This is a genomic window from Streptomyces sp. NPDC002817, from assembly GCF_053592055.1.
The window spans coordinates 581,710-608,029 of sequence record NZ_JBSFUY010000001.1; the positions used below are offsets into that span (position 1 = coordinate 581,710).

23 protein-coding genes and 2 tRNA genes are annotated in these 26,320 nt (G+C 70.1%); 19 read left to right on the forward strand and 6 right to left on the reverse strand.

Going from position 1 to position 26,320, the window contains the following annotated elements; genetic code table 11:
• The first annotated feature begins 17 nt into the window (after window positions 1-17).
• From ACWD3I_RS02540 to ACWD3I_RS02550, 3 genes are all read left to right on the forward strand, one after another.
• The gene (locus tag ACWD3I_RS02540) at window positions 18-1,517 is read left to right on the forward strand and encodes a bifunctional cytidylyltransferase/SDR family oxidoreductase (protein WP_046259924.1); all 1,500 of its coding nucleotides are present in this window, start codon (window positions 18-20) and stop codon (window positions 1,515-1,517) included.
• A 155-nt stretch (window positions 1,518-1,672) separates the two neighbouring features.
• Window positions 1,673-3,724: a hypothetical protein gene (locus ACWD3I_RS02545; RefSeq protein WP_365401078.1), complete on the forward strand. Its 2,052-nt coding sequence runs from the start codon at window positions 1,673-1,675 to the stop codon at window positions 3,722-3,724.
• A 224-nt stretch (window positions 3,725-3,948) separates the two neighbouring features.
• Window positions 3,949-5,163 (forward strand): glycosyltransferase family 2 protein, encoded by a 1,215-nt coding sequence (locus tag ACWD3I_RS02550; protein WP_365401075.1) that lies wholly within the window; start codon window positions 3,949-3,951, stop codon window positions 5,161-5,163.
• 4 nt (window positions 5,164-5,167) lie between these two features.
• Here ACWD3I_RS02550 and ACWD3I_RS02555 read toward each other — a convergent pair whose 3' ends face one another.
• Window positions 5,168-7,207, reverse strand: coding sequence for a hypothetical protein (locus ACWD3I_RS02555; RefSeq protein WP_365401182.1), 2,040 nt, complete (start codon window positions 7,205-7,207; stop codon window positions 5,168-5,170).
• Window positions 7,208-7,457: 250 nt separating this feature from the next.
• Window positions 7,458-8,858, reverse strand: a complete 1,401-nt coding sequence (locus tag ACWD3I_RS02560) for a polysaccharide pyruvyl transferase family protein (RefSeq protein ID WP_365401072.1) — start codon at window positions 8,856-8,858, stop codon at window positions 7,458-7,460.
• 224 nt (window positions 8,859-9,082) lie between these two features.
• Here ACWD3I_RS02560 and proB point away from each other — a divergent pair, with 224 nt between their 5' ends.
• The 5 genes from proB to ACWD3I_RS02585 all read left to right on the forward strand — a co-directional run bounded on the left by proB (window position 9,083) and on the right by ACWD3I_RS02585 (window position 14,205).
• Window positions 9,083-10,189: a glutamate 5-kinase gene (gene proB, locus ACWD3I_RS02565; RefSeq protein ID WP_365401179.1), complete on the forward strand. Its 1,107-nt coding sequence runs from the start codon at window positions 9,083-9,085 to the stop codon at window positions 10,187-10,189.
• 222 nt (window positions 10,190-10,411) lie between these two features.
• Window positions 10,412-10,879, forward strand: coding sequence for a hypothetical protein (locus ACWD3I_RS02570; protein ID WP_365401069.1), 468 nt, complete (start codon window positions 10,412-10,414; stop codon window positions 10,877-10,879).
• A 150-nt stretch (window positions 10,880-11,029) separates the two neighbouring features.
• Window positions 11,030-12,316 carry a glutamate-5-semialdehyde dehydrogenase gene (locus ACWD3I_RS02575; RefSeq protein WP_365401066.1) on the forward strand — a complete coding sequence of 429 codons (1,287 nt, stop codon included), beginning with the start codon at window positions 11,030-11,032 and terminating at the stop codon, window positions 12,314-12,316.
• Window positions 12,317-12,448: 132 nt separating this feature from the next.
• Window positions 12,449-13,027, forward strand: coding sequence for an SCO2584 family spore wall biosynthesis protein (locus ACWD3I_RS02580; RefSeq protein WP_451084012.1), 579 nt, complete (start codon window positions 12,449-12,451; stop codon window positions 13,025-13,027).
• A gap of 101 nt (window positions 13,028-13,128) precedes the next feature.
• Complete coding sequence (locus tag ACWD3I_RS02585) at window positions 13,129-14,205, forward strand: SCO2583 family membrane protein (protein ID WP_365401063.1); 1,077 nt, start codon at window positions 13,129-13,131, stop codon at window positions 14,203-14,205.
• A 100-nt stretch (window positions 14,206-14,305) separates the two neighbouring features.
• On the opposite strand, the gene ACWD3I_RS02590 is transcribed toward ACWD3I_RS02585, so the two are convergent.
• Window positions 14,306-15,436, reverse strand: coding sequence for a M48 family metallopeptidase (locus ACWD3I_RS02590; RefSeq protein WP_451084013.1), 1,131 nt, complete (start codon window positions 15,434-15,436; stop codon window positions 14,306-14,308).
• A gap of 112 nt (window positions 15,437-15,548) precedes the next feature.
• On the opposite strand from ACWD3I_RS02590, the gene ACWD3I_RS02595 reads away from it, so the two are divergent.
• From ACWD3I_RS02595 to ACWD3I_RS02625, 7 genes are all read left to right on the forward strand, one after another.
• On the forward strand, window positions 15,549-15,710 hold the full coding sequence (locus ACWD3I_RS02595; RefSeq protein WP_266827165.1) for a hypothetical protein: 162 nt from the start codon (window positions 15,549-15,551) through the stop codon (window positions 15,708-15,710).
• Window positions 15,711-15,850: 140 nt separating this feature from the next.
• Window positions 15,851-16,015 (forward strand): hypothetical protein, encoded by a 165-nt coding sequence (locus ACWD3I_RS02600; RefSeq protein WP_266892491.1) that lies wholly within the window; start codon window positions 15,851-15,853, stop codon window positions 16,013-16,015.
• Window positions 16,016-16,094: 79 nt separating this feature from the next.
• On the forward strand, window positions 16,095-16,733 hold the full coding sequence (nadD, locus tag ACWD3I_RS02605; protein ID WP_046259936.1) for a nicotinate-nucleotide adenylyltransferase: 639 nt from the start codon (window positions 16,095-16,097) through the stop codon (window positions 16,731-16,733).
• 16 nt (window positions 16,734-16,749) lie between these two features.
• Window positions 16,750-18,501 carry an LCP family protein gene (locus tag ACWD3I_RS02610; RefSeq protein ID WP_365401058.1) on the forward strand — a complete coding sequence of 584 codons (1,752 nt, stop codon included), beginning with the start codon at window positions 16,750-16,752 and terminating at the stop codon, window positions 18,499-18,501.
• A gap of 151 nt (window positions 18,502-18,652) precedes the next feature.
• Window positions 18,653-19,099, forward strand: a complete 447-nt coding sequence (gene rsfS, locus ACWD3I_RS02615; RefSeq protein ID WP_046259938.1) for a ribosome silencing factor — start codon at window positions 18,653-18,655, stop codon at window positions 19,097-19,099.
• Window positions 19,096-19,767, forward strand: a complete 672-nt coding sequence (locus tag ACWD3I_RS02620) for a histidine phosphatase family protein (protein WP_451084014.1) — start codon at window positions 19,096-19,098, stop codon at window positions 19,765-19,767. Before rsfS ends, ACWD3I_RS02620 begins: the two co-directional genes overlap by 4 nt.
• Before the next feature lie 75 nt (window positions 19,768-19,842).
• A tRNA-Ala gene (locus ACWD3I_RS02625) sits at window positions 19,843-19,915 on the forward strand.
• An 18-nt stretch (window positions 19,916-19,933) separates the two neighbouring features.
• Here the strand turns inward: ACWD3I_RS02625 and ACWD3I_RS02630 are convergent.
• Window positions 19,934-20,782, reverse strand: coding sequence for a helix-turn-helix transcriptional regulator (locus ACWD3I_RS02630; RefSeq protein ID WP_365401055.1), 849 nt, complete (start codon window positions 20,780-20,782; stop codon window positions 19,934-19,936).
• 214 nt (window positions 20,783-20,996) lie between these two features.
• Between ACWD3I_RS02630 and ACWD3I_RS02635 the strand changes: the two genes are divergently transcribed.
• The 4 genes from ACWD3I_RS02635 to ACWD3I_RS02650 all read left to right on the forward strand — a co-directional run bounded on the left by ACWD3I_RS02635 (window position 20,997) and on the right by ACWD3I_RS02650 (window position 23,014).
• Window positions 20,997-22,358 (forward strand): MFS transporter, encoded by a 1,362-nt coding sequence (locus ACWD3I_RS02635; RefSeq protein ID WP_365401169.1) that lies wholly within the window; start codon window positions 20,997-20,999, stop codon window positions 22,356-22,358.
• A gap of 69 nt (window positions 22,359-22,427) precedes the next feature.
• Entirely contained in the window at window positions 22,428-22,601 is a 174-nt protein-coding gene (locus tag ACWD3I_RS02640) for a hypothetical protein (protein WP_107080567.1), read from the forward strand.
• Window positions 22,602-22,604: 3 nt separating this feature from the next.
• Entirely contained in the window at window positions 22,605-22,838 is a 234-nt protein-coding gene (locus ACWD3I_RS02645; protein ID WP_003976229.1) for a hypothetical protein, read from the forward strand.
• 103 nt (window positions 22,839-22,941) lie between these two features.
• A tRNA-Ala gene (locus ACWD3I_RS02650) sits at window positions 22,942-23,014 on the forward strand.
• Between the two features lie 129 nt (window positions 23,015-23,143).
• Here ACWD3I_RS02650 and ACWD3I_RS02655 read toward each other — a convergent pair.
• Together ACWD3I_RS02655 and ACWD3I_RS02660 are read right to left on the reverse strand one after the other, a co-directional pair.
• The gene (locus ACWD3I_RS02655; RefSeq protein ID WP_365409811.1) at window positions 23,144-24,757 is read right to left on the reverse strand and encodes an NADH-ubiquinone oxidoreductase-F iron-sulfur binding region domain-containing protein; all 1,614 of its coding nucleotides are present in this window, start codon (window positions 24,755-24,757) and stop codon (window positions 23,144-23,146) included.
• Window positions 24,754-26,043 carry a cytochrome b/b6 domain-containing protein gene (locus ACWD3I_RS02660; protein WP_365409814.1) on the reverse strand — a complete coding sequence of 430 codons (1,290 nt, stop codon included), beginning with the start codon at window positions 26,041-26,043 and terminating at the stop codon, window positions 24,754-24,756. The genes ACWD3I_RS02655 and ACWD3I_RS02660 overlap by 4 nt, the downstream gene beginning before the upstream one ends.
• Window positions 26,044-26,320 lie beyond the last annotated feature (277 nt).

The window sequence follows — 26,320 nt, forward strand, 5'->3', positions numbered from 1 at the left end:
CCCGAGGTAGGTCATCTGTGTCCCAGCACATCGCCAAGCCCCGTACCACCGCAGTGATCCTGGCCGGCGGTACCGGTCAGCGTGTGGGTCTTTCGATCCCCAAGCAGCTGCTGAAGATCGCCGGCAAGGCAGTCATCGAGCACACCCTGACCACCTTCGAGAACGCCGACTCGATCGACGACATCATCGTCCTGATGGCGCCGGGCTACGTGCCGGACATAGAGAAGATCGTGGCCAAGGCCGGGTTCACGAAGGTCAAGAAGGTCATCGAGGGCGGTTCGACCCGGAACGAGACCACCGAGCGCGCCATCGAGGCGCTCGGCGAGGGCCTGGCCGAGGGCGAGGACCTCAACGTCCTGTTCCACGACGCCGTTCGCCCCCTGCTGGCCCAGCGGGTCATCGACGACTGCGTGGTCGCGCTGGAGCGCTACCAGGCCGTCGACGTCGCCATCCCGTCCGCGGACACCATCATCGTGACGCGCACGCACGGCGAGGACGGTGAGTTCATCACCGAGATCCCGGACCGCTCCCGGCTGCGCCGCGGCCAGACCCCGCAGGCCTTCAAGCTGTCCACGATCAAGCGGGCCTACGAGGTCGCCGCCGGCGACCCCAACTTCCAGGCCACGGACGACTGCTCGGTCGTGCTCAAGTACCTGCCGGACGTGCCGATCCACGTCGTCGCGGGCGACGAGTACAACATGAAGGTCACCCAGCCCGTCGACGTCTTCATCGCCGACAAGCTCTTCCAGCTGGCCTCCACCGCCGCGCCCGAGCAGGTCTCCGAGGAGGCCTACCGCGAGCTGCTGACCGGCAAGACCGTCGTCGTCTTCGGCGGCTCCTACGGCATCGGCAAGGACATCGCCGAACTCGCCGAGTCCTACGGCTCGAAGGTGTACGCGCTGGGCCGCTCCACCACCGGCACGCACGTCGAGAACCCCGAGGAGGTCGACGACGCGCTGTCCAAGGCGTACGCCGAGACCGGGCGCATCGACTACGTCGTCAACACCGCCGGAGTACTGCGCATCGGCAAGCTGGCCGAGACCGACAACGCGACCATCGAGGAAGCGCTGAAGGTCAACTACCTCGCCCCGGTGCAGATCGCACGTTCCAGCTACAAGTACCTGGCGGAGACCAAGGGCCAGCTGCTGCTCTACACCTCCAGCAGCTACACCCGCGGCCGCGCCGAGTACAGCCTCTACTCCTCGACCAAGGCCGCGATGGTGAACCTCACCCAGGCCCTGTCCGACGAGTGGGCCGGCGACGGTGTCCGCGTCAACTGCATCAACCCGGAGCGCACCGCGACCCCGATGCGCACCAAGGCGTTCGGTCAGGAGCCCTCGGGCACCCTGCTCTCCTCCGAGGCCGTCGCCCGCACCTCGCTCGACGTGCTGCTGTCCGAGCTCACCGGCCACGTGATCGACGTGCGCCAGCAGGACCCCACGGCCGCCGCGGGCAGGGCCTCCGGGTTCGAGCAGGCACTTGCCAGTGTCCTGGACCGTCAGGACGGCGTGGCATAATCAACAGCAATTAGAGATCTGCTATTCAGGCCTCTGTGGCTGCCCGTTATCGGAGCATTCGCAGGGGCCTGAATCAGTACCTCTCGCGAATTTCTCACATTTTCGCTGCATATCAGAACCACACCGGCACTCCCCCTCCAAGAGCAGGTTCCTCTGTGATAACCAGAGCCATTCGCGTCGCCCGGGTGGGCAGTGCGGCCGAGCTGGCCGCGGCGGCCCTCATGATCCTGGGCTTCCCGGCGCTCATGCTGGCCGCGCTCGTCCCGAGCGTTCCCGCCTTCACGGCCGCCGCCGCGGTGACGTACCTGGCGGACCACTATCTGCACCGCAAGGGCAGCTATCTGATCAACCGCCTGAGCAAAGTGCGCGCGGGTCTGTCGATCCGCTTCCTGATCCGGCAGCTGCTCCTGGTCCTGCTGCTGGCCCGGCTCGACCTCGCGGACGGTCTGGTCTTCTACGGCGCCGTCGCGTGCTTCATCGCCTTCTACGGTCTGCAGGCCCCGCACGGCGCGCTGGTCACCCTGATCCGCAACCGCCGCCGGATGCCGGTCGCCACCCGCAACGTCGACCTGAAGTCCCGCATCCGCATCCCGGACGCCCCGCCGCGCCGTCTGCTCAACCGCTCCGCCGAGAAGATGCTGCACCTGGACCTCGCCGCCGTCGTCGGTGTGCTGGTCTCCGCGGCCATGGAGGAGACCCTCGCGGCCTTCGTCGGCATCGGCGTGACGATAGCGCTGGGCACCCTGTACGTCGTCGCGCTCATGCCGTACGTCCGCGGCAGCAAGACCCCGCCGAACGCGGAGATCGTGCTGGCCGCCATGGACGACTGGCTGGCCGGCTACCAGCCGGAGACGGTGCTGTACTTCTCCGGCTCCAAGGACTCGGCGTACCAGGTCAACATGTGGCTGGAGACCATGGAACAGCTGGACTCCAAGCCGCTGATCATCCTGCGTGAGCGGGCCATCCTGAACAACCTGGCCCCCACCACGGTCCCCGTCGTCTGCGTGCCCGGAGGGGTGCACCTGATGAACATGGACCTGACCAACGTGCGCGTCGCGCTGTACGCGGCGAACGTCGGCAAGAACATCCACCTGCTGCGCGTCCCGACCATGAAGCACGTCTTCATCGGCCACGGCGACAGCGACAAGCTCGCCAGCGTCAACCCGTTCAGCAAGGTGTACGACGAGGTGTGGACCGCCGGCCGTGCGGGCCGCGACCGCTACGCCATCGCCGACGTCGGCGTCCGTGACGACGACATCGCCGAGGTGGGCCGCCCGCAGCTGGCGCCGATCCAGACCTGGCAGGGCGTCCCCGAGGGCCGTATCCCGACCGTTCTGTACGCGCCCACCTGGGAGGGCTGGGACGGCGACCCGGGCAACACCTCGATCGTGCTGGCCGGCGAGAACATCGTGAAGAAGCTGGTGAAGGCCGACCCGCCGGTCCGGGTCCTGTACAAGCCGCACCCCTTCACCGGCACCGTCAGCAAGGAGGCGGGCGCCGCGCACGCGCGGATCACCGCCCTGGTGGAGAAGGCCGGCGCCGAGCGGGCCACCGACGCCCGCTTCACGGCCGACGCGGCCACCCGGACGCAGGCCAAGGCCGATCTCGTCCGGATCGAAGCGCGGATCGCCGAGCTGTCCGGCCGCGGCGGTGACAAGGGCGACGAGGCCGAGGCCACCCGTGACGGTGTGGTCGACGTGGCCAGGCACGAGGAGATCGCCCGGCTGCGCGCCGAGTGGAACGACGCCTACTGGCGCTCCGTCGGCGCCTTCGAGCACCGGGTCATCGCCGGCGCCGAGCCCCGGCTGTACGACTGCTTCAACGTCTCCGACGCGATGGTCTCCGACATCTCCAGCGTGGTCTCCGACTTCATCGCGAGCGGCAAGCCGTACGCGGTGACGGACTCCGCCGAGCTGGGTGTGGAGGAGTTCAAGCGGCAGAACACCGCGGTGCGCGCCGCCACCATCCTGTCCAACAGCGCGGCCGAGCTGGGCGGCCTGCTGGACGCGGTCCGTGACCTCGCGGGCGACCCGCTGGCGGAGGACCGCAGGGAGCTCAAGCAGTATCTGCTGGGCCCGGACGAGCCGAAGTCCATCGAGCAGTTCAACACCGCCGTCGCGAACCTCGCCCTCAAGGCCGAGGCGCGCAACGTCGGGCAGGAGTCACGGGCGGCGGCCGGAGCCGCGGAGGCCACGACCAAGGCCTGACCAACTCGCCGTCAAGAAGGGCCCTGTTTTCGAGGAATGATCCTCGAAAACAGGGCCCTTTTACGTACCTCATGACAGACGCGTTCCCAGTGGTCGTGACCTGCGCCACAAAAAAGCTATGAGCAGGCAACCGCTTCCCGTCCTCGTCCGTCTACTAAGTTGCGAATAAGCCAATACGGGGGGAATGCCCTATGACCAAGGGTTCCTCATGATCTGGGGGAAGTGTGACCGTGACGCAGCCTGATGTGACCGTGATCATCGGGGCGTACGACGCGATGCCGTACCTGGTCGAGTGCCTCGCGTCCGTCGAGGCCCAGACCATCGACCACACACGCATCGAGGTCATCGCGGTCGACGACGGCTCCACGGACGGCACCGGCGCGTGCCTGGAGGAGTTCGCGGACCGCGCCGACATGCCGGTCACGGTGATCCGCCAGGACAACTCCGGCGGCCCCAGCGGCCCGCGCAACGTCGGCCTGGGCAAGGCCGCCGGACGGTACGTGTTCTTCCTGGACGCCGACGACCGGCTCGGCCCCGAGGCCCTGGAGCGGATGGTCGCGATGGCCGACCGCAACGGCACCGACGTGGTCCTCGGCCACGTCGAGGGCATCAACCGCAAGCCGCCGCAGTCGATGTGGGGACAGACGCTGGAGCGCACCGACATCTGGTCGTCCAACATCAAGTTCACGCTGAGCGCGCAGAAGCTGTTCCGCCGCGACCTGCTGGACCGTCACGGCATGCGGTTCGACGAGTCGTTGTGGACCGGCGAGGACGCCCTGTTCACCATGGAGGCCTATCTGCGGGCCGACGGCGTCTCCCTGATCGACGACTACACCTGCTACTACCTGGTGGGCCGCGAGGACGGCAAGCATGTGACGAAGAGCGGGAGCTACACCCTGCGCTTCGACTCCGCGCGCGCCCTGATGAACCTGATCGCGGAGATGGTCCCGGCGGGCCCGCGGCGCGACATGCTCATGCTCCGGCCCTTCCTCGTCACACTGCTCCCGCAGTTCGGCCCGAGATACCTGCGGGACAGCGAGGAGGTCCGACGGCACAAGTTCGAGCTGGCCAAGCCCCTGACGGACGCCTACTGGACCGACGAGGTCGCCCGCCGACTCAGGGTCGACGAGCGCCTGCGCCTCCATCTGGTGGCCGAGGAGCGGCCCGAACTCCTCGCGGACGTCCTGGAGTTCCTGCGGACCAAGAAGCAGGCCGCCGCGCTGCTGGAGAAGCGCGGCCGCCGCCTGTATCTCGCCTACCCCCACTTCCGCGACGCCGCCGCCGGCATCCCCGACTCCGTCTACCTCGCCGAACCCCGCGAGGCCCGGGCGTTCCCGGGGTACCGGGAGGGCGGGCTCGACTCCTTCGTCCGACGGGCGCTGCGCAAGGCCCGCCGGATGCTGCCGGTCCGGGACGTCAGGCCGACGGCGGTGGCATGAGGGCCTAGGGAGTGGCGGTGTGCTGCTCCTCGGGCTCGGGCTCGACCTCGGTCTGCCGCTGCCCCGGGATCTCCGAGGCCAGCCGTTCCCGCATCCGCGCGCGGTGCTCCCTGGCCTCCGCGCACAGCGCCTGCACGGCAGCGTTGAAGCGCACCTGCGAGACCGGTTCCGCCGGGCCCAGCAGATGGCGCTTCAACTCGGCCCGCTCCTCGACCAGCTTGTCCTTCTCGGGCCGGCGTACGGCGTCCAGCAGCTCCGCCACCCCGCCCGCGTCCGGCGTCAGCACGGTGGCGGCCCGGACCGTCGGGAAGCTCTCGCGGAACACCTCCTCGGACAGCCCACTGGTGTTGGCCACCGCATAGGGCTTGCCGCTCGCCAGGAAGTCGCTGACCACGCTCGACACATCGCTGATGAGCAGGTCGGCCCGGTTGAAGCAGGCGTACAGCGTGGGCCGGGCGTCCGTGACGACCTGGTGCTCCCACTCGGGCAGCGAGGCCCAGTAAGCCTCCTCCCAGGCGGCCGTGGCCCGCTCCACCGCCTTCGCACGCCCCTTGTGCGGCACCGACTGGAGCAGCATCCGCTCGACCTGGTCGGCGCTGGTCCGGAAGTCGGCCGTGGTGAGCCGGTCCAACTCCGCCGCGCACCGGGCGAGTTCGCCGTCGGCGGTGGGCCGCGGCCCCGTCCGCCGCCGGTTGGCGCTCCGGATCAGTTCCCGGATGCGCTGATCGGCAGCGCCCGCCCGCGGATCGACCGAGCCGGTCAGCGGATGCGGTTTGTAGAGCAGCCGTACGCCGTCGTCCGCGAGCAGCGCCCGTACGAGGTTCTCGCCCGCCTCGACCACCGAGGTGTTGCCCGGGTTGCCGTCCCAGCCCTCCCAGGTCGGCGCGTACAGGACGGTCATGTACGGGCCGGAGGGAGGCCCCGCGTACGGCCGTACGGCGTCCAGCTGGGGCCGCCCGGTCTCCACCACGTCGCGGTCGTCCACGCCGACCTCGGCCAGCGCGTACCGCTCGCGCGCCGCGGGACCGGCCACCCACACCTCGTCGTACGCCTTCGCGTACGGGTTGCACGAGGACAGCTTGTCGCTCTCGCCGTGATTGACGAACGTGTGCCTGAGCGTGGGGATACGCAGGACCTGGGAGGTCTTGCCGGAGTTGGAGGGGTGGATCAGGACCTGGAGCGTGGACTGCTCCAGCCGCATCAGAGTGGTGACCTTGGGCAGACAGACGACGGGGATGTCCGTCGCCGCGATCTTCTGCACCATGAAGCGCTCGCGCAGCACGACCACCGGCCGGGCGTCGAGCTTGGCGAGCGACTCCAGCCACATGTTCGCCTGGTACGCCGAGGACGCGCCGCCGGAGAAGTACAGGCCCACCGTCGGCCGGTAGTCGGCCAGCCACGCGTCGAACCAGTCGAGCACCTGCTGCTCGCCCGCGGGGCGGCGGCTCGGCAGCAGCCGCAGCAGCAGCTCGCCCAGGCCCAGCAGGGCGAGCAGGAGCGACAGCGCGACCCCGGCCGCCGCGGCCGCAGGCAGGTCCGTCGCCGCCGTGGCCGCGAGACCGGAGGTGGCCGGCAGCCCGAACAGCAGCAGACGGTGCCCGGGGCGGCGCAGCAGCAGTGCGAGCGGCGCGGTCGACAGGCGCAGCGCGGAGGCGTCGATGTTCCGGGTCACCACCGGCAGGGTGCGGGTGCGGCGGACCAGGACGGAGACCGCCTGGATCGCGAAGTGCAGGCCGTAGAAGACCAGCAGACCGGCGATGAGCGGGGCGTACACCGACTCCCGCTCCTGCTCGCCCACCCGCAGCAGCCCCGCCACCAGCAGCAGGTCCCGCAGCACGTGACGCACGGTGATGTCCGCGTGCGTCTTGGCGAACACCGACATCATGGGGCGCTGCCACCTGTACAGCACGCCCTCCCCGGCCACCGAGGCGGCCGTCGCGGCGAGCAGCAGCGGGATGTCGGGGAGCAGGGCCGCGACGGCCTGTGCCGCGAAGGCGGCGGCGAGGAGGGCCGTGACGAGGACCTGGGCCGCCCGGCGACGCAGGGGGAGGGGTTTGCGGGGGCGTCTGAAGAGACGTTTCAGGGAGCGTCCGAGACGGAGTCTCTTCTGCCTTTTCGGTCTCTTCGGCCTCTTGGTGGAGCGCCGGCGGGGGAGGGAAGGGGGCACTGCGTCACTCCAAGGTCGTCGCAGGACGTGCGCCCGGGTTAACGCCCGCCGACCTCTGGACGACACGCGCGTGTCCGGGCGCCTTGCGACGACCGTGGAGTGGTACTGCCCGATCCTGCCCGCAGCCCTACTGGCGGCCCGACCCCAGGGCCCGGCGGATGGGTGCGCCCACCACCCGGCGCGCCCGGCGGTAGACCGACGGCGCCGGAATGCCCGCGACCGTTCTCGTGCCCCGGGAACCGGCCTTGGCGCGGGCCAGGTCCCGCTTCAACCGCTCGTTGTCCAGCGTCAGATCGGTGATGTGGCGCTGCATGAACGCCATCCGCGTGGCCAGCGAGGCGAGATCGGCCTCGAGCCAGGGACGCACCCCCGCCGGGAACGACAGCTTGCTCATGCGCTTCTCGAAGGCAGCGCCGCCGTCGCCGTGCGTGAAGGTGTTCCGCAGTCCGTTGCGGTCGAGGAACGCCGTGAACCGCTCGAAGCGCTCGTGGTGACCGCTCACCAGCCCACTGAAGTCCGCCTCCTCGTACAGCCGCGCCGGGTCCAGGTCCGCGGGCAGCCGGTCGATCCTGACGTGCGGGATCTCGAAGTAGCGGCACAGCTCCAGGGTCCGGGAGTCACCGACGAGCACGGTGGCGGGCGTGCCCGCGAGCAGCGCCGCGATGTTGCCGTGGATGCGGGAGCCGAAGGAGAAGTCGAAGTCGCGCAGGTCGTCGATCCAGGTGATCGGGTCGACGTAGACGCGGACCTTGTCCTCCCGGTACATCGGGTGGTCGGGGTGCGTCGGTATCGCCGTCACCTTGGCGTTCGGGTCCGACAGGTCCCGCCAGTGCAACTGCCGTGCGTCGGAGAGGTTCTGGCCGATGAAGCGCAGATGCGGATAGCGGGCGTGGGTCCGCTCGATGACCTTGCCCAGGCCCTGCTTCTGGACCGCGTTGTGCGACCCGTTGACCGCGATCCGGGACTCGGCGGTCAGCTCCGGGGACCGCTTCTGTACGTCGAGTTCCTTGCCGTACATGAACAGCGAGGGGCAGCCGATGGTCTCGACGTCCCGGAACCCCATGTCCTTGAGGTACTGCTCGGTGAACTCGCCGCGCACCCCGATCGAGGCGCTGTGGTCGAGCACCGCCGAGACGAACTCGCGCACGGACGGCTCGATGGGCTTCAGTCGCGCCGGGTCGTAGTTCAGCCCGGTCTGCGCACCGACGCCGACCACCACGACCGGGATCTTCAGCCGGGCGATCAGCCGCGTCAGCCGCTTGAGCTGCGGCTCGAAGGACGGGCGGAAGGCGTTCGCCAGCGGTACGACGAAGGCGTCGTACTCCTGGTTGATCCGGTCGGCCTCGGACACCAGCGACTTGATGCCGTTCGAGACGACCTCGGTGTCCGGGGCTTCGAGCAGCTTGTGGGTGGCGTCGCTGAAGATCAAGTTGCCCGAGTTGGTGGCGATCAGGTCCCGCTGGAGGGACTCTTCCACGGGGACCACGTCGAACGGGTTCTTGCCGGACCGGATCAGGATGCGCTTCACGCGGTGAACTTTAGGTGGCACAACCTTCAGAATAAATTTGGATCGTCTTTGATTTCTACGAGCAACCTGTACAACCTTTTTGCCGTATGCGAAGGGTGAGCAAACGGTTACCTCCTGATGTGTCCGGGGGCTGGACCGATACGTCTCGCACGGGCCCCTTCGCGTAGATTGCTGCCACGCGCAAGGAAGTGGGGACAGTGCAGGTGGCAAGCGTGAGGCAGGCCGTGAGCGAGGCCCGCAGGATCGTCGTCAAGGTGGGTTCCTCGTCGCTGACCACCGCGTCGGGCGGCCTGGACGCCGACCGGGTCGACGCGCTCGTCGATGTTCTCGCCAAGAGCCGCAGCGGCGGGGAGAAGGAGGTCGTCCTCGTCTCCTCCGGCGCCATCGCGGCCGGACTCGCCCCGCTGGGACTGCGCCGCCGCCCCAAGGACCTCGCCCGCCAGCAGGCGGCCGCCAGCGTCGGCCAGGGCCTGCTCATGGCCCGCTACACCGCCTCCTTCGCCCGCTACGGCGTCCGTGTCGGCCAAGTCCTGCTCACCAGCGACGACATGAGCCGCCGCTCCCACCACCGCAACGCCTCCACCACCCTCGACAAGCTCCTGGCGATGGGCGCGCTCCCGGTCGTCAACGAGAACGACACCGTCGCCACCGACGAGATCCGCTTCGGCGACAACGACCGTCTCGCCGCGCTGGTGGCCCATCTGGTGCGGGCCGACCTGCTGGTGCTCCTGTCCGACGTGGACGGGGTGTACGACGGTGACCCCAGCAAGCCGGGCACCTCGCGGATAGCGGAGGTGCGCGGGCCCGCGGACCTGGCCGGCGTCGACATCGGCAGCACCGGCAAGGCCGGCGTCGGCACCGGCGGCATGGTCACCAAGGTCGAGGCCGCCCGGATCGCCGCCGCGGCCGGCATCCCCGTGGTGCTGACCAGCGCGATCCACGCGGCCGACGCGCTCTTCGGCGGCGACACCGGCACCTACTTCCACCCCACCGGCAAGCGCTCCGCCGACCGGCTGCTGTGGCTGCAGCACGCCTCCACCCCGCAGGGCTCCCTGACCCTGGACGACGGTGCGGTCCGGGCGGTCGTCCAGCGCCGCAAGTCGCTGCTGCCGGCCGGGATCGCCGCCGTCGAGGGCGAGTTCAACGCCGGCGACCCCGTCGAACTGCGGGACGCCGAGGGGCGCGCGGTGGCCCGCGGGCTCGTCAGCTTCGACGCCAAGGAGATCCCTCAGCTGATCGGGCGTTCGACCCGGGAGCTGGCGCGCGAGCTGGGTCCGGCGTACGAGCGCGAGGTCGTGCACCGGGACGACCTGGTGATCCTGCAGCCCTGAGCGCGACAGGGTGCCGCGCAGGCCCCTTCGCAGCCGCTGTGTCGTCCCGGGGGCGACCCCCGGATCCCCGGCCGAAAACGGGGTGAACGTCCTGTCCGAGGAGTCGCCCTCAGGTGGACGTTCCGCAAAAGCGCCACGCGAACCCTTGCGGCCTGCTCAACTTTGTCTCAGGGACACATTCCGCACGACCACCGGGTCGGTCACTGCGTAAAGGAGGCCGTCGTGAGACGAGTGCGCCCTGGGGACCGGTCCCGCAGTGGTGCCGCCGAGGCCTCGTCGCGTGCGGCCGGTGAGGAGCGCGCCTTGACGAGCGTCGCGGCCGGCGACCGGTACGAGGAGCCGCGGGACCTGCCCCGCCTGTGGCACGTGACCCTCAGCGTCTCCGGGAAGGAGGCCCCGCTGAAGGAAGTGCGGCGCGGCCTCGAACAGCTCGCCCACGACCATCCCTTTCTGCTGACCAGCCGCTATGCCCACGACCACGCGGAGATCCGCTACTGGGAGGAGGCCCGCGATCTGCACGACGCGGCCGCCGTCGCGCTGCGGCTGTGGGGCGAGCACCGCCTGACCGCTGGGCTGCCGCCCTGGGAGATCGTCGGCCTGGAGGTCATCGACCGCGAGACCTACCACCAGCGCATCTCCGAGGGGTACGGCCCGCTGCCGGCGACACCGGTCGGCGTACACCCGTTCTGATCCGACCACGGACCGTAACCGCCAGTTGAGGAACCCCCACGGCGAGCGACCACGTCCGCGAGAGCGGCGCCGGTTTAGGCGCAAAGGGGAGGTGTCTCGCGGTTTGGGATGAGCGGTGGCCGCCCCCGTACGGCGCACTACCCTTCCCTCATGACCACGCTCTCGCCGTACGACTCCATGTCCCCGGTCACGCAGGCCGCCTACCGCGCCAAGGCCGCCGCCGCCGACCTCGCCCCGCTCCCGCGGGCCGAGAAGGACGACGCGCTGCTCGCCATCGCGGACGCGCTGGAAGTGCGTACGAGCGAGATCGTCGAGGCCAACGCCAAGGACATCGCCAAGGCCCGCGAGGCCGGCACCAGCGAGACCGTCATCGACCGGCTCACCCTGACTCCGGAGCGGATCCGCGCCATCGCCTCGGACGTGCGGGACGTCGTCGCCCTGCCCGACCCCGTCGGCGAGGTCGTCCGCGGCTCCACCCTCCCCAACGGCATCGACCTGCGCCAGGTCCGCGTCCCGCTCGGCGTCGTCGGCATCATCTACGAGGCCCGGCCGAACGTGACGGTGGACGCGGCGGCGCTGTGCCTCAAGTCCGGCAACGCGGTCCTGCTGCGCGGCTCGGCCTCGGCGTACGAGTCCAACACCGCTCTCGTGCGGGTGCTGCGCGACGCCGTGGGCGGTGCCGGGCTGCCCGCCGACGCCGTCCAGCTGGTCCCCGGCGAGAGCCGGGAGAGCGTGCGCGAGCTGATGCGGGCCCGCGGCCTCGTCGACGTCCTGATCCCGCGCGGCGGCGCCTCCCTGATCCAGACGGTCGTCACCGAGTCCGTCGTCCCGGTCATCGAGACCGGCACCGGCAACTGCCACGTCTACGTCGACGCCCACGCCGACCTCGACATGGCGATCGACATCCTGATCAACTCCAAGGCCCAGCGTCCCAGCGTCTGCAACGCCGCCGAGACCCTCCTGGTCCACCAGGACATCGCCCCCGAGTTCCTGCCGCGCGCCCTGGACGCCCTCGCGGAGGCCGGGGTGACCGTCCACGCCGACCCGCGGGTGCTGGCGTACGCGAAGGACACCAGGGCGACCGTCGTCGAGGCCACGCTCGAGGACTGGGACACCGAGTACCTCTCCTACGACATCGCCGCCGCGGTCGTCGACTCCCTCGACAAGGCCGTCGAGCACATCCGGCTGTGGACCTCCGGTCACACCGAGGCCATCGTGACGACCTCCCAGCAGGCCGCCCGCCGCTTCACCCAGCTGGTCGACTCCACGACCGTCGCCGTGAACGCCTCCACCCGCTTCACCGACGGCGGCCAGTTCGGCTTCGGCGCCGAGATCGGCATCTCCACGCAGAAGCTGCACGCGCGCGGCCCGATGGGGCTGCCGGAGCTGACGAGCACGAAGTACATCGTCACGGGCGACGGGCACGTACGGCGCTGAGGCGCACGCCTGCGCATATGCGTGCGGCACGCGCTCCCGGTGCGCGCCCGTGCCGCACAAGAGGTGTCTCACAAGGCGGATGAATTTCCATACCGTCTGCCCAAAATGACCCCCCAGGTCTACTCTGGATCCGTGCCGGAGGACGTGGGGGGCACGCCGTTCCCTGACGGCTGGGAGCCCGACGACGACCACGACCGCGGGGTGTCGGACGAAGAGTTCGCCTCCGTGGTCTTCGACGAGGCCTTCGTGCGAGCGGCCGTGGTGCACGAGCCGACCGCCGTGGAACGCCTCCTGGCCGCCGCGCAGGCGAGAGCGGAGGCCTCCGAGGCCGAGGCCCGCCGAACCCACGGCAGAGGCGAGCGCTACGAGGACGGGTACGGCTCCGACGGGCACGACCGTTTCGGCCATGATCCCGAGCTCGACGAGCTGGACGACACCGATGTCCTGGAGGGCCGCTACGGCGCCCCGGGGACGTACGGCAAACAGGTCCGCTGGCACCGTCCCGTCGCCTGGATGCTGGCCCTCGTGATGGGCATCGGCATGGTCGCGCTGGCCTTCACCGCGGTCTACCGGGGCGCGTCCTCCAACAGTCGGGACCAAGGTCCGTCCGCCCCCGCCTCGACCGGACTGGAGCAGGGAACCGGGGCGGCACCCTCGGCCTCCGCCGACCACTCCCAGCCGGCCATCTCGGCGACCCCGCGGATGCCTTGACCGCTTACCGGCCACCGGGCTGACGATCCTGGTGAGAACCTGTCAGAAGTTGTCGCGCAGCAGGGCGTTTACCTGAGCTCCCGGAGACCTACTCTGAAGATATGGGAGGGCCTGGAGAACCACCTGAGGGGGCACCCGAGGGCGGCCCCGGTGGTGGAGAGGACGAGTACCGATCCGTCGTCTTCGACGAGTCGTTCGTCCGTGCTGCCCGGCTCCAGGAATTCTCCGCGCAGGAGCGCATCGCCGACCACGCGCCCGCCGTCCGCCGCCGTCCACCGACCCGCCGAGGGCTGTCCCGGCAGGCGCTCGTCCTGGTCCTGCTGATCGCCCTGGCCTTCGGTACGGCGATCTACATGGGCGTACGGCACCCCTATGAGAGCCCCGCCGCGATCAGGGATGTCGAAGCGAGCCTCTTCCGGGCGACCGTCGTCCCGCTCGCCCCCGAGGGCAAGGTGCCCGGTGCGACCGACCCCGAGCAGCTGTACGCGCACAGCCCCGCCGCCCGGTTCCGCATCGGTGCCGCGGGGATCACGATGCCCGCCGCCCGCGACACCTCGCACTTCTCCCAGACCCAGGTGTCGAGCGCGCTCGACACCGTCAAGGAGTACATCGTCCGCTCCGCGCTCTATCCGGAGGTGCTCACCGGCGGGCAGACCCGTCCCGTGCGGGTACTGCTGCCGGCGGACCAGCACCTCCAGTTCGACGAGAGCCTGAGCCACCCGGCCGCCGACGGGCGCCATGCGGTCACCGGATGGCTGGTTCGCCTCGACGCCAAGAGCGTCGAGCTGGCCGACCCCAGGATCCGGGTGCAGGGGACCCTGCGGGCCACCGAGACCGACTCGACGTTCCTCGAGGTCACCGCGGACCACACCTTCGTGTACGCGCTGCGGCCCGTCGGTGCCGGCGCCGAGGCCGAGGCGTCGCTGTTCACCGTGCGGCGCGAGATGCGGTTCCGCTTCGACCACAACGACGTGCGCCTGCACCAGGCCCAGCTCACCGTGTCGTACGTCCAGGCCGGGCCGCTGTCCTGCGGGGGCAACGTGGCGGAGCTGCTGAGTCCGCTGCTGGCCGGCCAGACCGCGAAGACGGGCGGGCCGGCCGGGACGGATCCGTTCGCGACGGATCGGGCGACGGCGGTGTGCGGGACGCTGGCCACGGGGGCTCAGCCGAAGCTCTGAGCGCCAATTCGGCGTGACGGTTCGGTTGTCGGGCGAGTGTCGGCCGGTGCGTGGTTGCTCGCGCAGTTCCCCGCGCCCCTTCAGGCGTCTTCAGCGGCCCTCAGTCGTCATTGCGGGGCGGTGTGTCCGTGTCCGTCGGGGGCTCGTCGTCCCTCGGGGTCGTGCTCGCGAAGCCGCCGAAGCCTCGCCGGACGCGGCCGCCCAGGTCGCCCGCTCCGCCGGCGATGTCGCTGACCAGCTTCATCAGGGGGTCCTTGGAGCCCTTCACATTGCTCGCGTAGCTGGCCGCCGACTCACGGAAGGAGTCCGTGACCGAGGTGTCCTTGTCCTCGGTGCGCCGCGGGTAGTGGCCGTCCATGATCCGCTGGTAGTCGCGGGACTCGGCCCACTTCTTCAGCTCCGCCGCCCGCACCGTGGTGAAGGGGTGGGAGCGCGGCAGCACGTTGAGGATCTTCAGTACGGAGTCGCGCAGGTCGCCCCCGGCCTCGTACTCCTCGGCCTGCTTCAGGAACGCGTCCACGTTCATCTCGTGCAGATGATGGCCGCCCGCCAGCTTCATCAGACCCCGCATCGAGGCCCGCAGGTCCTGCCCCACCAGCAGCCCCGCCCGGTCCGCCGACAGCTCCGACTTGCGGAACCACTCACGCAGCGCGGTCACTATCGCCATGATCGCGAGGTTGCCCAGCGGGATCCACGCCACCCGGATGGCGAGGTTGGTCAGGAACAGCAGGATGGTCCGGTAGACCGCGTGGCCGGACAGGGCGTGCCCCACCTCGTGCCCGACGACCGCCCGCATCTCCTCCTCGTCCAGCAGATCGACGAGGCCCGTGGTGACGACGATGATCGGCTCGTCCAGGCCGATGCACATCGCGTTCGGCTTCGGGTCCTGGCTGACGTACATCGGCGGGACCTTCTCCAGGTCCAGGATGTAACAGGCGTCCCGCAGCATGTCGTTGAGGTACGCGAACTGCTGGTCCGACACCCGCACGGAGTCGGACAGGAACATCAGCCTCAGGCTCCGCTCGGGCAGCAGCCCGCTGAGCGCCTTGAAGACCGTGTCGAACCCGCTCAGCTTCCGCAGCGCCACCAGGGCGGAGCGGTCGGCAGGGTGCTCGTACGCACGCGAGGAGATTCCGGGGAAGCGCCTGCGCTGCCTGCTCGGCACGTTCTCGTGCCCGTTCTGCTCGTGCCCGTTCTGCTCGTGGCCGTCGTCGGACATGTCTTCCCCCATGTGCGTGAGAGTGGCCCTTTGCGGACCCTTGTGCGGTCCTTTGCGCCCCCGAAGCAGAGCCCAGCCTAGGCGGAGATACGGTGGACGGGCAGTACAGCGAAGGAGTCCCGTCATGGAGCACAACCCCGCGTCCGCCTGGCTCGCCGGAGCCGCGGGCGCAGCCGAGCAGCAAGGGGCCGGAAACCTGCTCCGGGTCGTACTCGTGGTGATGCTGGTGGGCTGTGCGCTGACCGCGTGGTTCCTGCTGCGTGGCTACAGGCAGAAGGACGACTGAAAGAGCGCGGAAGTTCCCTCGCGGCGGCCGGTGACGGCAACCCGGCGCCCCAACGGCGGAGTCGGCGTGATCGGCGACAAGCCGCCCGCTTACGATGGGCCGACATCTTTATCCCGCCCACCGGATAGGTCCTGCCGAAGATGAGCTTCCACAGCGCCGCAGCCCAGTTGGTCACCCTTGCCGCCGAGGGCGAGGAGCACGGCGGCAACCACGAGAGCCTCAGCCCCCTTCTCACCGGTGGCGGCGCCTTCGTCGTCCTGATGCTCCTGCTGTGGATCACCACCCGCTTCAACCGCGACCGCTGAGGCACCCGGTGCCCATAACAGGGCACTCCGGGCCTCCTCCGACCGGTGTCCTCAGGACGGGCCGGTAGGGTCTGCACGCATGGGAGAGCAGGACATGCCTACCGGCCCGGGCAACGCCCCGTCGAACCCCGGCAAGCGCCGCCTCGGCGTCATGGGTGGAACGTTCGACCCGATCCACCACGGACACCTCGTGGCGGCCAGTGAGGTCGCCGCGCAGTTCCACCTGGACGAGGTGGTGTTCGTACCGACCGGGCAGCCGTGGCAGAAGAGTCACCGCAGCGTCTCGCCGGCCGAGGACCGCTATCTGATGACGGTCATCGCGACCGCCGAGAACCCGCAGTTCTCGGTGAGCCGGATCGACCTCGACCGCGGCGGACCCACCTACACCGTGGACACCCTGCGCGACCTGCGCGCGCTCAACCCCGACACGGACCTCTTCTTCATCACCGGCGCCGACGCCCTCGCCCAGCTGCTGACCTGGCGCGACACCGAGGAGCTGTTCTCCCTGGCGCACTTCATCGGGGTCACCCGCCCCGGCCACCACCTCACGGACGCGGGACTCCCGGAGGGCGGTGTCTCTCTCGTGGAGGTTCCCGCGCTCGCCATCTCCTCGACGGACTGCCGTGCGAGAGTCGCCAAGGGAGACCCCATCTGGTACATGGTGCCGGACGGAGTCGTGCGCTACATCGACAAGCGCGAGCTGTACCGCGGCGAGTGAGCCGAGAGGGGCACCGGTGAACGACCGATACGACGCGGGATACGGCGGCGACCACGACGACCGGTACGAGCTCGTCGGCTACGACGAGTACGGCCGGCCCATCTACCAGCCGGCCGCCCAGCAGCAACCGCAACAGCAGCAGTACGACCCGTACGCGCAGCAACAGGGCTACGGCTACGACCCTTACGCGGCGGGCGGACAGCAGACAGGGCAGTACCCCGGGCAGTCCTACGACACCGGAAGCCAGCACCCCGTGCCCTCGTACGACCCGTACGACACCGGCCGGCAGGCTCCCGTGCCGCCCTACGACCCGTACGGGCACGGAGCGGCGCAAGGAGCGCCCGGGGTGCCCGGGACGTCGTACGACCCCTACGGCCGCGCCGCCGCGAGCGGGCAGCAGCCCCGGGCCGCCGAGCAGACCGCCTACATCCCGCAGCAGGCCGGCCCGGCCGAGGAGACCGACGGCCCCGCCGGTGACGGCCGGTCCGAACGGGACTACGCGACCGGGCAGTTCGCCTTCGTCGAGGAGCCGGACACCGACTCCGAGGACGTCATCGACTGGCTGAACTTCACCGAGAACCGCACCGAGCGGCGCGAGGAGGCCAAGCGCCGTGCCCGCAGCCGCCTCGTCGCCCTGGTCGTCGTCCTGGCGCTGACCGCGGTCGGCGGCGTCGGCTACCTCTGGTACGCCGGGAAGCTGCCCGGCCTGTCCTCCTCCGACTCCAAGACGGGCACGGCCACGTCCGCGGCCGCCCAGAACCGCGACGTGGTCGTCGTCCACCTGCACAACACCAAGAAGGGCGGCACCTCCACGGCGCTGCTCGTCGACAACACCACCACCAAGCAGGGCACCACGGTCCTGCTCCCCAACTCCCTCGCCGTGGCCGACGACGACGGCAGCACGACCACGCTCGCCAAGTCGGTCGAGGACGACGGCTCCTCCGGCACCCGCGAGGCCATCGACACGGTCCTCGGCACCGAGATCCAGGGCACCTGGCGCCTGGACACCCCCTACCTGCAGAACCTCGTCGACATCATCGGCAACATCGAGATCGACACCAACGCCGACGTGCCCGACCCGGACGGCAAGAAGGGCACCGCGCCCCTCGTGACCAAGGGCAAGGACCGGACCCTCGGCGGCAAGGCGGCCGTCGCCTACGCCACCTACCGCGCCTCCGGCGAGGCCCAGGACGCCCAGCTGGAGCGGTTCGGGCAGGTCATGCAGGGCGTGCTGCGCAAGGTGTCCTCCGACGCGCAGGGCGCCACGGTCACCGTCCAGACACTGGCGCAGATCCTCGACCCGTCGCTCACCGACAAGGACCTCGGCACCTTCCTCGCCAAGCTCGCCGACCTCGCCAAGGGCGGCGACTACAAGACCGCCCTGCTGCCCGTCCAGACCGACGGCACGCTGAGCGCCCAGGCCAGTGACAGCGTGGTCAAGGACGTCCTCGGCGGCACCGCGAAGAGCCCCGACAAGGATGCCGCCGTCCGCGTGTCCGTCCAGAACGCCAGCGGCGTCAAGGGCAACACCGAGAAGGCCCGCATCGTGCTCCTCAACGGCGGCTTCACCTTCCTGGAGGGCGGCACCGCGTCCGCAGCCCAGAGCGCCTCCAAGGTCCTCTACACCGACGCCGCCGACAAGGAGAACGCCACCGAGGTCGCCAAGACCCTGGGCCTGCCCGCCGGCGCCGTCACCAAGGGCAGCACCACCTCGAACGCGAACGTCTCCGTGGTCCTCGGCCAGGACTACCAGCCCACGTCGTCGTAACCGGTCGGGAGACCGGCGGGAACCGGGTCACGGGGCCGGGTCGCGGAGGTCCGCGACCCGGCCCCACGGCGTGATCGTTCAAAGGAATGGGGTGCCCTCGGCGGTCCGTGAGACCCTTGATGTCAAGTGACCGCCGACCGAAAGCCGTGTAGTGACCGCCACTGACCGCTCCATCGAGCTCATCCACACCGCCGCACAGGCGGCCGCCGACAAGCTCGCGCACGACATCATCGCCTACGACGTCAGCGACGTACTGTCGATCACGGACGCCTTCCTGCTGGCCTCCGCGCCCAACGACCGCCAGGTCAAGTCGATCGTCGACGAGATCGAGGAGCGGCTCCAGAAGGAGCTCGGCGTCAAGCCGGTGCGCCGCGAGGGCGACCGCGAGGCCCGCTGGGTCCTGCTCGACTACGTCGACATCGTCGTCCACGTCCAGCACAGCGAGGAGCGCGTCTTCTACGCGCTGGAGCGGCTGTGGAAGGACTGCCCCGAGCTCGACCTGCCCGAGGACGCCAAGGCCACCCGCGGCAAGGCCGAGGAGCACGCCAAGCTGAAGGCCGCCGAGGACGCCGAGGACCTCGGTGGTGACTGGCGGTGAGCGCCACCGGTGAGGTGACGGCGGGCCGGCCCGGCCGGGGCCGCCGCGTCATCCTGTGGCGGCACGGCCAGACCGCCTGGAACGTGGAGCGCCGCTTCCAGGGCACCACGGACGTCGAGCTCACCGAGACCGGCGTGGCCCAGGCCCGCCGGGCCGCCCGGCTGCTCGCCTCCCTGCAGCCCGACGCGATCGTCGCCTCGGACCTCAAGCGGGCCGCGAACACGGCTGGCGAGCTCGCCGCGCTCACCGGCCTCGACGTCAGCCACGACGAGGGCCTGCGCGAGACCTACGCGGGCGTCTGGCAGGGGTTGACGCACGACGAGATCATCGCCGCGCACGGTGAGGAGTACGCCGCGTGGAAGCGCGGTGAGCCGATCCGCCGCGGCGGCGGCGAACTGGAGAGCGAGGTGGCCGACCGGGCCGCCCCCGTGGTGACCCGGCACGCCGACAAGCTCCCCGACAACGGCACGCTCGTCGTGGTCAGCCACGGCGGCACGATCCGCACCACCATCGGCCGGCTCCTCGGCCTGGAGACCCGGCACTGGGAGAGCCTCGGCGGCCTCTCCAACTGCTGCTGGTCCGTCCTCGGCGAAGGTGCCCGCGGCTGGCGTCTCCTCGAGCACAACGCCGGCACGCTGCCGGAACCGGTGCTCGGCGACGACGACTGAGCGGATTTCACTTTCTGGCAGGTCGCAGGCTAAAGTTCTTCTTGTTCGCCCCGCCGAGCGGGAAGAACTCAGCAAGGGGCTATAGCTCAGTTGGTAGAGCGCCTGCATGGCATGCAGGAGGTCAGGAGTTCAATTCTCCTTAGCTCCACAGACGAAGATCCCGTCCTCACAGGGCGGGATTTTTCGTTCCCCTCAACAGAGCCGTGCGCTGCGCCGTCTGCTCGTCGTCCGGCGTGTAGACGACGATCCGGCACTCCGGCATCCCATGGATCGACAGCGACAACGACGTCATCCGCAGCTCGCCCACCACCGGATGCCGGAAACCCTTCACCCGCCGTCCCGGCTCCGCCACGTCGCCGCTCTCCCACAGCCGGGTGAACAACGGGCTCGCCGCGGACAGCTTGCGTATGAAGTCCTCCCAGACCGGCTCGCCGGCATGCAGCCCGTAGGCGGCGCGCAGGGTCGCGACCATCACCGGCAGCTCCGTCTCCCGGAACATCAGCGGGCAGTGCTCGTCCCGCGCGGTGAACAACCCCCACAAGGCGTTCGGCAGGCGGCCGCTGGGTTGTGCCAGAGGTACGGCGAACAGGGTCCGGTAGACGTCGTTGGCGGCCACGATGTCGAACCGCGAGTTGTAGACCACCGCCGGGCGCGGTTCGAGGGCGTCGATGATGCCCTGGATCTCCGGACCCACGGACTGCGCGACGGCCTCCGGCGCGGAGGAGTACGCCACTTCGGCCAGGTGGTACAGATGCTCCCGCTCGGGCTGATCGAGGCGCAGCGTGCGCGCCACGGCGTCCAGGACCTGCGCGGAGGCGTTGATCGGGCGGCCCTGCTCCAGCCACGTGTACCAGGTGATCCCCACCCCCGAGAGCTGGGCGACCTCCTCGCGGCGCAGTCCTGGCGTACGGCGTCGTAAGCCCGGCGGCATCCCCACGTCCGCCGGCGTCACCCGGGCGCGTCTGGTGCGCAGAAACGCGGCCAGCTCGGGTCGGCGGCGCTGTGTCGTCCCCATCGTCACATCCCCCATCCTCGCCGCCCGGCCCGTCCCCTGCCAGGTGCTGTCAGTACCAGCATCGGTGGGCTCTCGGCACCCGTACCGCGATGGCGTCACGCTCGTCGGCATGACGACAACGCCCCGTTCCGGAGCGGGTATCGCACCCGTTCCAAGTCCTGCGATCAGTGAAACACCCGGCACTGACAACGGGCCCCGGCCCCTGCTCGCGGTCGTGCTCGCCGCCACCTTCATGGCCCTGCTCGACGTCTTCATCGTGAACGTCGCGGCTCCCACCATCGGTTCCGAACTCCAGGCCTCGGGCGCCGAGTTGCAGCTGGTGGTCGCCGGATACACCATCACCTACTCTGTGTTGCTGATCACCGGTGCCCGCCTCGGCGACCGGTACGGCCACGGCCGGGTCCATCTCGTCGGGATGGCCCTGTTCACCGCCGCCTCGCTCGCCTGCGGTCTGGCGCAGGGCGCCACGGAACTGATCGCCTTCCGGCTGGTCCAGGGCATCGGCTCGGCGGTGATGATCCCGCAGGTGCTCAGCCTCATCCAGCGGAACTTCGTCGGCGAGGCCCGGGTGAAGGCGCTGGGCGCGTACTCGGCGGTCCTCGCCGTCGGTGCCGTCGCCGGACAGATACTCGGCGGAGTCCTGGTCAGCGCCGACCTGTTCGGCACCGGCTGGCGGCCGGTGTTCCTGGTGAACGTGCCCGTGGGCGTCGTCCTCCTGATCGTCGGGCGCCGCGTTCTGCCGCGCGACCACGGCAGCCCCCGGCGCCGGCGCGGCCTGGACCTGCCGGGGCTGGTCCTGCTCGGCGCGGCCGTGTCGCTGTTCACCGTGCCGCTGGTGCTGGGGCAGGAGGAGGACTGGCCGCTGTGGTCCTGGCTGTCGCTGGCGGCCGCCGCTGTGCTGTTCACGGTGTTCTGCGCGTACGAGGCCCGGCTCGCCCGGCGCGGCGGTGATCCGCTGATCGCGCCGAGGGTGCTGCGGCACCCGGGCATGGGCCTGGCCGTCCTGCGGATCCTGGCCGTCATGGCGGTCAACGGCGGCTTCCTTTTCGTGCTCACGCTGCACGTCCAGGGCGGTCTCGGCTACAGCGCCCTGCGCGCCGGCCTGACCTTCGCACCGACCGCGGTCGTCTTCGGCCTGGTCGGCCTGACCTGGCGGAAGTGGCCCGCGGCCTGGCAGCGCGCGCTGACCCCGGCCGGGTTCCTGCTGACCGCGCTGGCCGTGGCCGGGGTCGGTCTGGCGCTCGAGGGCGGCGGTGACGGCGGGGTGTGGGTGCACGTCGCGTACGCCGGCGTGGGTGTCGGGCTCGCGCTGGCCTTCAGCCCCACGCTGACCCGGGCGCTGGCCACGGTGCGGCCCGAGGACGCGGCGGACGCCAGCGGGCTGCTCGCCACGGTCACCCAGCTCGGTCAGCTGACCGGAGTCGCCGCGTTCGGCACACTGTTCTTGAACCGGCTTGAGTCACTCGGGGCTTTCGAGGCGTATACCTCTGCGGAGGCGCTGTCGGCGTGCATGTTCGCGCTGGCCGGGACGGCGGCGGTGGGTGCCGTGTCCGGACTGGTACTGAGGCGTCGCTGACCGTATTGGTCCGGCCGTGGCAGAATCAAACGGCCGGAAGGGGGCGCGGCCCGACGGGAGGGAGCAGTGATGCCTGCGAGCATCCTCAAGGAGGTCGGCCACCTCCTTGAAGCAGCGTCGACACGGGATACGGTCACCCGGCTCACCTGCCCTTCCTGCGGTTCCCTCCATGTCGCCCAAGTCCTCGGTGACAACGGCGGGATTTCCTACGTGTGCACGGCCTGCGGCCACAGCTGGAGCTGATCGATGGGTGCACACAGGCGAAAGTGCGACTGGTGCGGCAGCGGGACGCCGATCGTGCGGGACATGGAGCCGGTCAATCCCGACTACCAGTACTGGTGCGAGGAGTGCGCGCGGGCGCTGATCATAAAAGGCGACCCGATCGAGACGTACCGTGAACTCGAGGGCGAGCCGATCTACGGCCGGCTCCTCGAGGAACACTGCACGCTCAAACGCTTCTACTCGTTCGTCACTGCGTGAGGCCCGTCGGTGGGCGGGCCTCAGGGAAACGATTTGGTGTTCCACCCGGGGGAGCGTGTAATGTTGGCGTCGCCGCCGGGGGAGACCCACGGGGCCACCGCAAGGGGCTATAGCTCAGTTGGTAGAGCGCCTGCATGGCATGCAGGAGGTCAGGAGTTCAATTCTCCTTAGCTCCACAGAAAGATCCCGCCCGATCATCGTGATCCGGCGGGATTCTTGCGTTTCCAGGGGCAGTTGTCCCGCACACCCGCTGACGACGAAGGGGGCCGCCCGATCATCCGGGCGGCCCCCTTCGTGATGTCGGCTCAGCGCCCCAGTGCGCGGCGGCCGCGGCCCTGGGAGAGGACCGGGAGGTTGCGGGACGCGCCGTTGTCGCGCGGGGCCCCCTCCTCGAGGCGCAGGGCGAGGGCGGGGCAGCGGCGGACCGCGCGGAGCGCCTTCGCCTCGGCGTAACGCGGCACCTGGGCCTGGGCGACGGTGGGGAAGCCGTCGGCGCCGAGTTCGAAGACCTCCGGGAGGATGTCGGCGCACAGGCCGTGGCCCCGGCACAACGTCCAGTCGACGTAGATCTTCTGGCGGCTGGGGCCGTTCTCCTCGGCCCCCGCGCCACCCGGGAGGCCCGCGGGCGTCATGCCGCCCTCGAAGAGCGGCAGAACGCCCTCCACGGGCCGTCCGCAGCCGTTGCCGAGGACATGCGCGGCGAGGTCGTCGGTGAACGCCTTGATGGTCGACTCCAGGAACATCGCGGAGCCGTCCGGGTGCGAGCACGCACCGCGCCGCTTCACGTTCTTGGCGACCTGCTTGAGCGCCTCCAGGGCGGCCGGGCCGCCGCCGTTGAGGATGTCCTCCATGCCGCGCGCGGCGGCCGGCAGACCGAGGTAGCAGGGACCGCACTGGCCGGCGCTCTCCTCGGCCAGCCATTTCGCCACCATCAGCGACTCGCCCAGCGGGCAGGTCTCCTGACTGATCGGCAGGATCGCGCCCGCGCCGAGCGCGCCGCCCACCGCGTCCAGCGAGTTGCGGGAGACGACCGCCTCGTTGACCGTCGCGGCGTCGATCCACTTGCCGTGGTAGCCGCCGGTCAGCACGCCCTGCGGGACCGGCGGGGCGCCGGCGAGCTGCAGGATGTAGCGCAGCGGCACGCCGGTGGGGGCCTCGATCACCATGGGGCGGGCGACCGCGCCGGAGACCGTGAGCATGACGGTGCCCGGCTCGTCGTACAGGCCGGTGTTGCCGTAGCGCTCCGGGCCGATGCGGGCGGCGATCGCCAGCTGCGCGAACGTCTCGGCGTTCGACAGCAGGGTGGGCGCGCCGCCGACGCCGTTCTGCGAGGCGCTGACCTTGCGGCCGGGCGGGATCGCCGGGCCGCCGTCGATGGAGCGGATCAGCGAGGCCGCCGCTCCGGTGACCATACGGACGGGATTGCGCTGCACGCGCGCGCGGAGCGCCGACCGGCGGCCGTTGCTGAGGCCGCGTTCGGCGAGCGCGGCCTCCATGGAGCGCTGGGTGGACTCCCGGGTGACCCCCACCACGAGCGTGCGGGCACCCAGGGCTTCGGCGACCAGCAGGGCGCCGTCCAGGATGAGATGCGGGGCACGGTTGATGAGCACCGTGTCCTTGCGGCAGGCCGGTTCGTCCTCGCTGCCGTTGACGACGACGACCGGGCGCACACCGCGCTTGATGGCCGCCTCGGCGACCGAGCGCAGCTTCTTGTGGAAGGGGAAGCCCGCGCCGCCGCGGCCCTTCAGGTTGATGTTCTCGGCGAGCTTCGCGAGTTGCTCGCCGCCCAGGGGTTCGAGCGGCCCGTGCACCTTCAGGTGCATGGGCAGGTCAAGTCTTTCGACAAGGTCGAAGCCCGACGTGAGCTGGGGAAGACCGACCACGCGGACTTCTGGGACGTCGGGCAGGGCCTCGTTCACCTATAGCCTCCGGAAGGCATGTTCCAAGGTTCGCCCGAGCCCGGTGTGTCGAAGTCATACGAATCACCGGGCGATGGATCAGTGGCGGGACCGCTGTTGTACGTGTCGTTCGGGTAGTACGTGCCGGACAAGTTGTTCGACTCACCGGTGTCGTACACATCACTCGTGCCGTATCCGGATGTGTCCGTATTGCGGTAGGTCGGGATGTTGTATCCGGTGTCCTGGAGTGGGTCGTAGGCCGACGGGGGTGCCTCGCCGACCGGCGGGGGCGACGGGATCGGCCAGCTGCCCGAGGTGCTGCCGCCGGTGTCGTAGCGCGGGATCGCCTCCGTGGGCTGCATGTCCATCGGCATGTCCATGCGGGCGGTCTGGTCGGCGCCGTAGGACGGCTGCTGCGGGATGCGCGGGGCCGGCGGCGTGACGGCGCGGTAGGCGGCCGCGAAGCCGTTCGCGGGCTCGGGGGCGGGTGGCGCGGGGGCCTCGTAGGGCGGTGCCGTACGGGACTGCCCCCCGCGCGCGCTCTCGTAGCCCGGCAGGGCGGACGAGCTCTCCGCGTTCCTGGCGCGGCTCGCGTCCAGTTCCTCGCGGCCCGGCCGGTCCTCGGTGCCCAGGACGGCCTGGATCCTGTCGGCGACCTTGCGCTTGATCGGACGGGGCGCCGCGCGCAGGGCGAGTGCGCCGATGACGCCGGCCAGCGAGAGGCTGTAGAGGATCACGAAGATCGGCTTGGCCTCGCGGCCCGAGTACAGGCCGTGGACCAGGGCGAAGCACCAGGCGGGGTAGGCCAGCATGTGCATGGCGCGCCAGCGGGCGGCGACCGGGGCCGGGGAGGCGAACTGGCTGCGCAGGGCGCCGGTGATGCCCACGAAGATCATCAGCAGACCGGCCAGTGACCCCAGGCCGATCAGGCCGGCGCTTCCGGTGACGCCGAGTGAGAACGGGATGATCGCCGAGATCAGCGATGTGTGGTCGAGGGCGACCTTCGTGGTGATGTGCAGCAGCAGGAACGCGATCGAGCCGACCGCCGTCGTCCGGTGCACCGCCTGGCCGATGATCCGCTGTTGCGGATTGAGGAAGATCCGGTCCTGAGCGACCAGGCCCCAGATCACCGAGCAGCTGAGGCAGACGAGGGACAGCACGCCGGCGCCGAAGTTCAGGAAGTCACGGACCCTGTCACCTCCGACCAGCACGAACACGGGTATGAAGAGCAGGACGACAGCCGACACCATGCCGTAGGCCGAGCGGCCTGGCCTGGGGAGCGAGCTGTTACTACGACGAGGGTTCATGGGGGCAACTCCGAGCAGTTCGGGAAAGCGGTCCCGCTGCCGCACTCTAAGTGGAGCCATACCGATCGGTACGAGGTTTGAGTTATTGCGTTGTTATCAAAGGACTATGCGGTTGTTGTGATGTCCTTTACTAGTCGTTACGCGAAGTAACTTTTGACTCTTGTTCAGTCAGTCGGGTGATGTTGGAGTGCTCTGCGGGGTTGGAGCGAACGGCACCCGGTGCCGAAGAGGCATACGTAAGCGCGTCGCGGCTTGCTCAACGGCTGCGGTACTCTGA

Excerpts from the sequence above, each read along its gene's own strand:
- ACWD3I_RS02575 (WP_365401066.1), top strand. The coding sequence starts at position 11,030 with ATGACCACGCTCTCGCCGTACGACTCCATGTCCCCGGTCACGCAGGCC.
- ACWD3I_RS02585 (WP_365401063.1), top strand. The coding sequence starts at position 13,129 with ATGGGAGGGCCTGGAGAACCACCTGAGGGGGCACCCGAGGGCGGCCCC.
- ACWD3I_RS02590 (WP_451084013.1), bottom strand. The coding sequence starts at position 15,436 with ATGGGGGAAGACATGTCCGACGACGGCCACGAGCAGAACGGGCACGAG.
- ACWD3I_RS02595 (WP_266827165.1), top strand. The coding sequence starts at position 15,549 with ATGGAGCACAACCCCGCGTCCGCCTGGCTCGCCGGAGCCGCGGGCGCA.
- ACWD3I_RS02600 (WP_266892491.1), top strand. The coding sequence starts at position 15,851 with ATGAGCTTCCACAGCGCCGCAGCCCAGTTGGTCACCCTTGCCGCCGAG.
- nadD (WP_046259936.1), top strand. The coding sequence starts at position 16,095 with ATGGGAGAGCAGGACATGCCTACCGGCCCGGGCAACGCCCCGTCGAAC.
- ACWD3I_RS02630 (WP_365401055.1), bottom strand. The coding sequence starts at position 20,782 with ATGGGGACGACACAGCGCCGCCGACCCGAGCTGGCCGCGTTTCTGCGC.
- ACWD3I_RS02640 (WP_107080567.1), top strand. The coding sequence starts at position 22,428 with ATGCCTGCGAGCATCCTCAAGGAGGTCGGCCACCTCCTTGAAGCAGCG.
- ACWD3I_RS02645 (WP_003976229.1), top strand. The coding sequence starts at position 22,605 with ATGGGTGCACACAGGCGAAAGTGCGACTGGTGCGGCAGCGGGACGCCG.
- ACWD3I_RS02660 (WP_365409814.1), bottom strand. The coding sequence starts at position 26,043 with ATGAACCCTCGTCGTAGTAACAGCTCGCTCCCCAGGCCAGGCCGCTCG.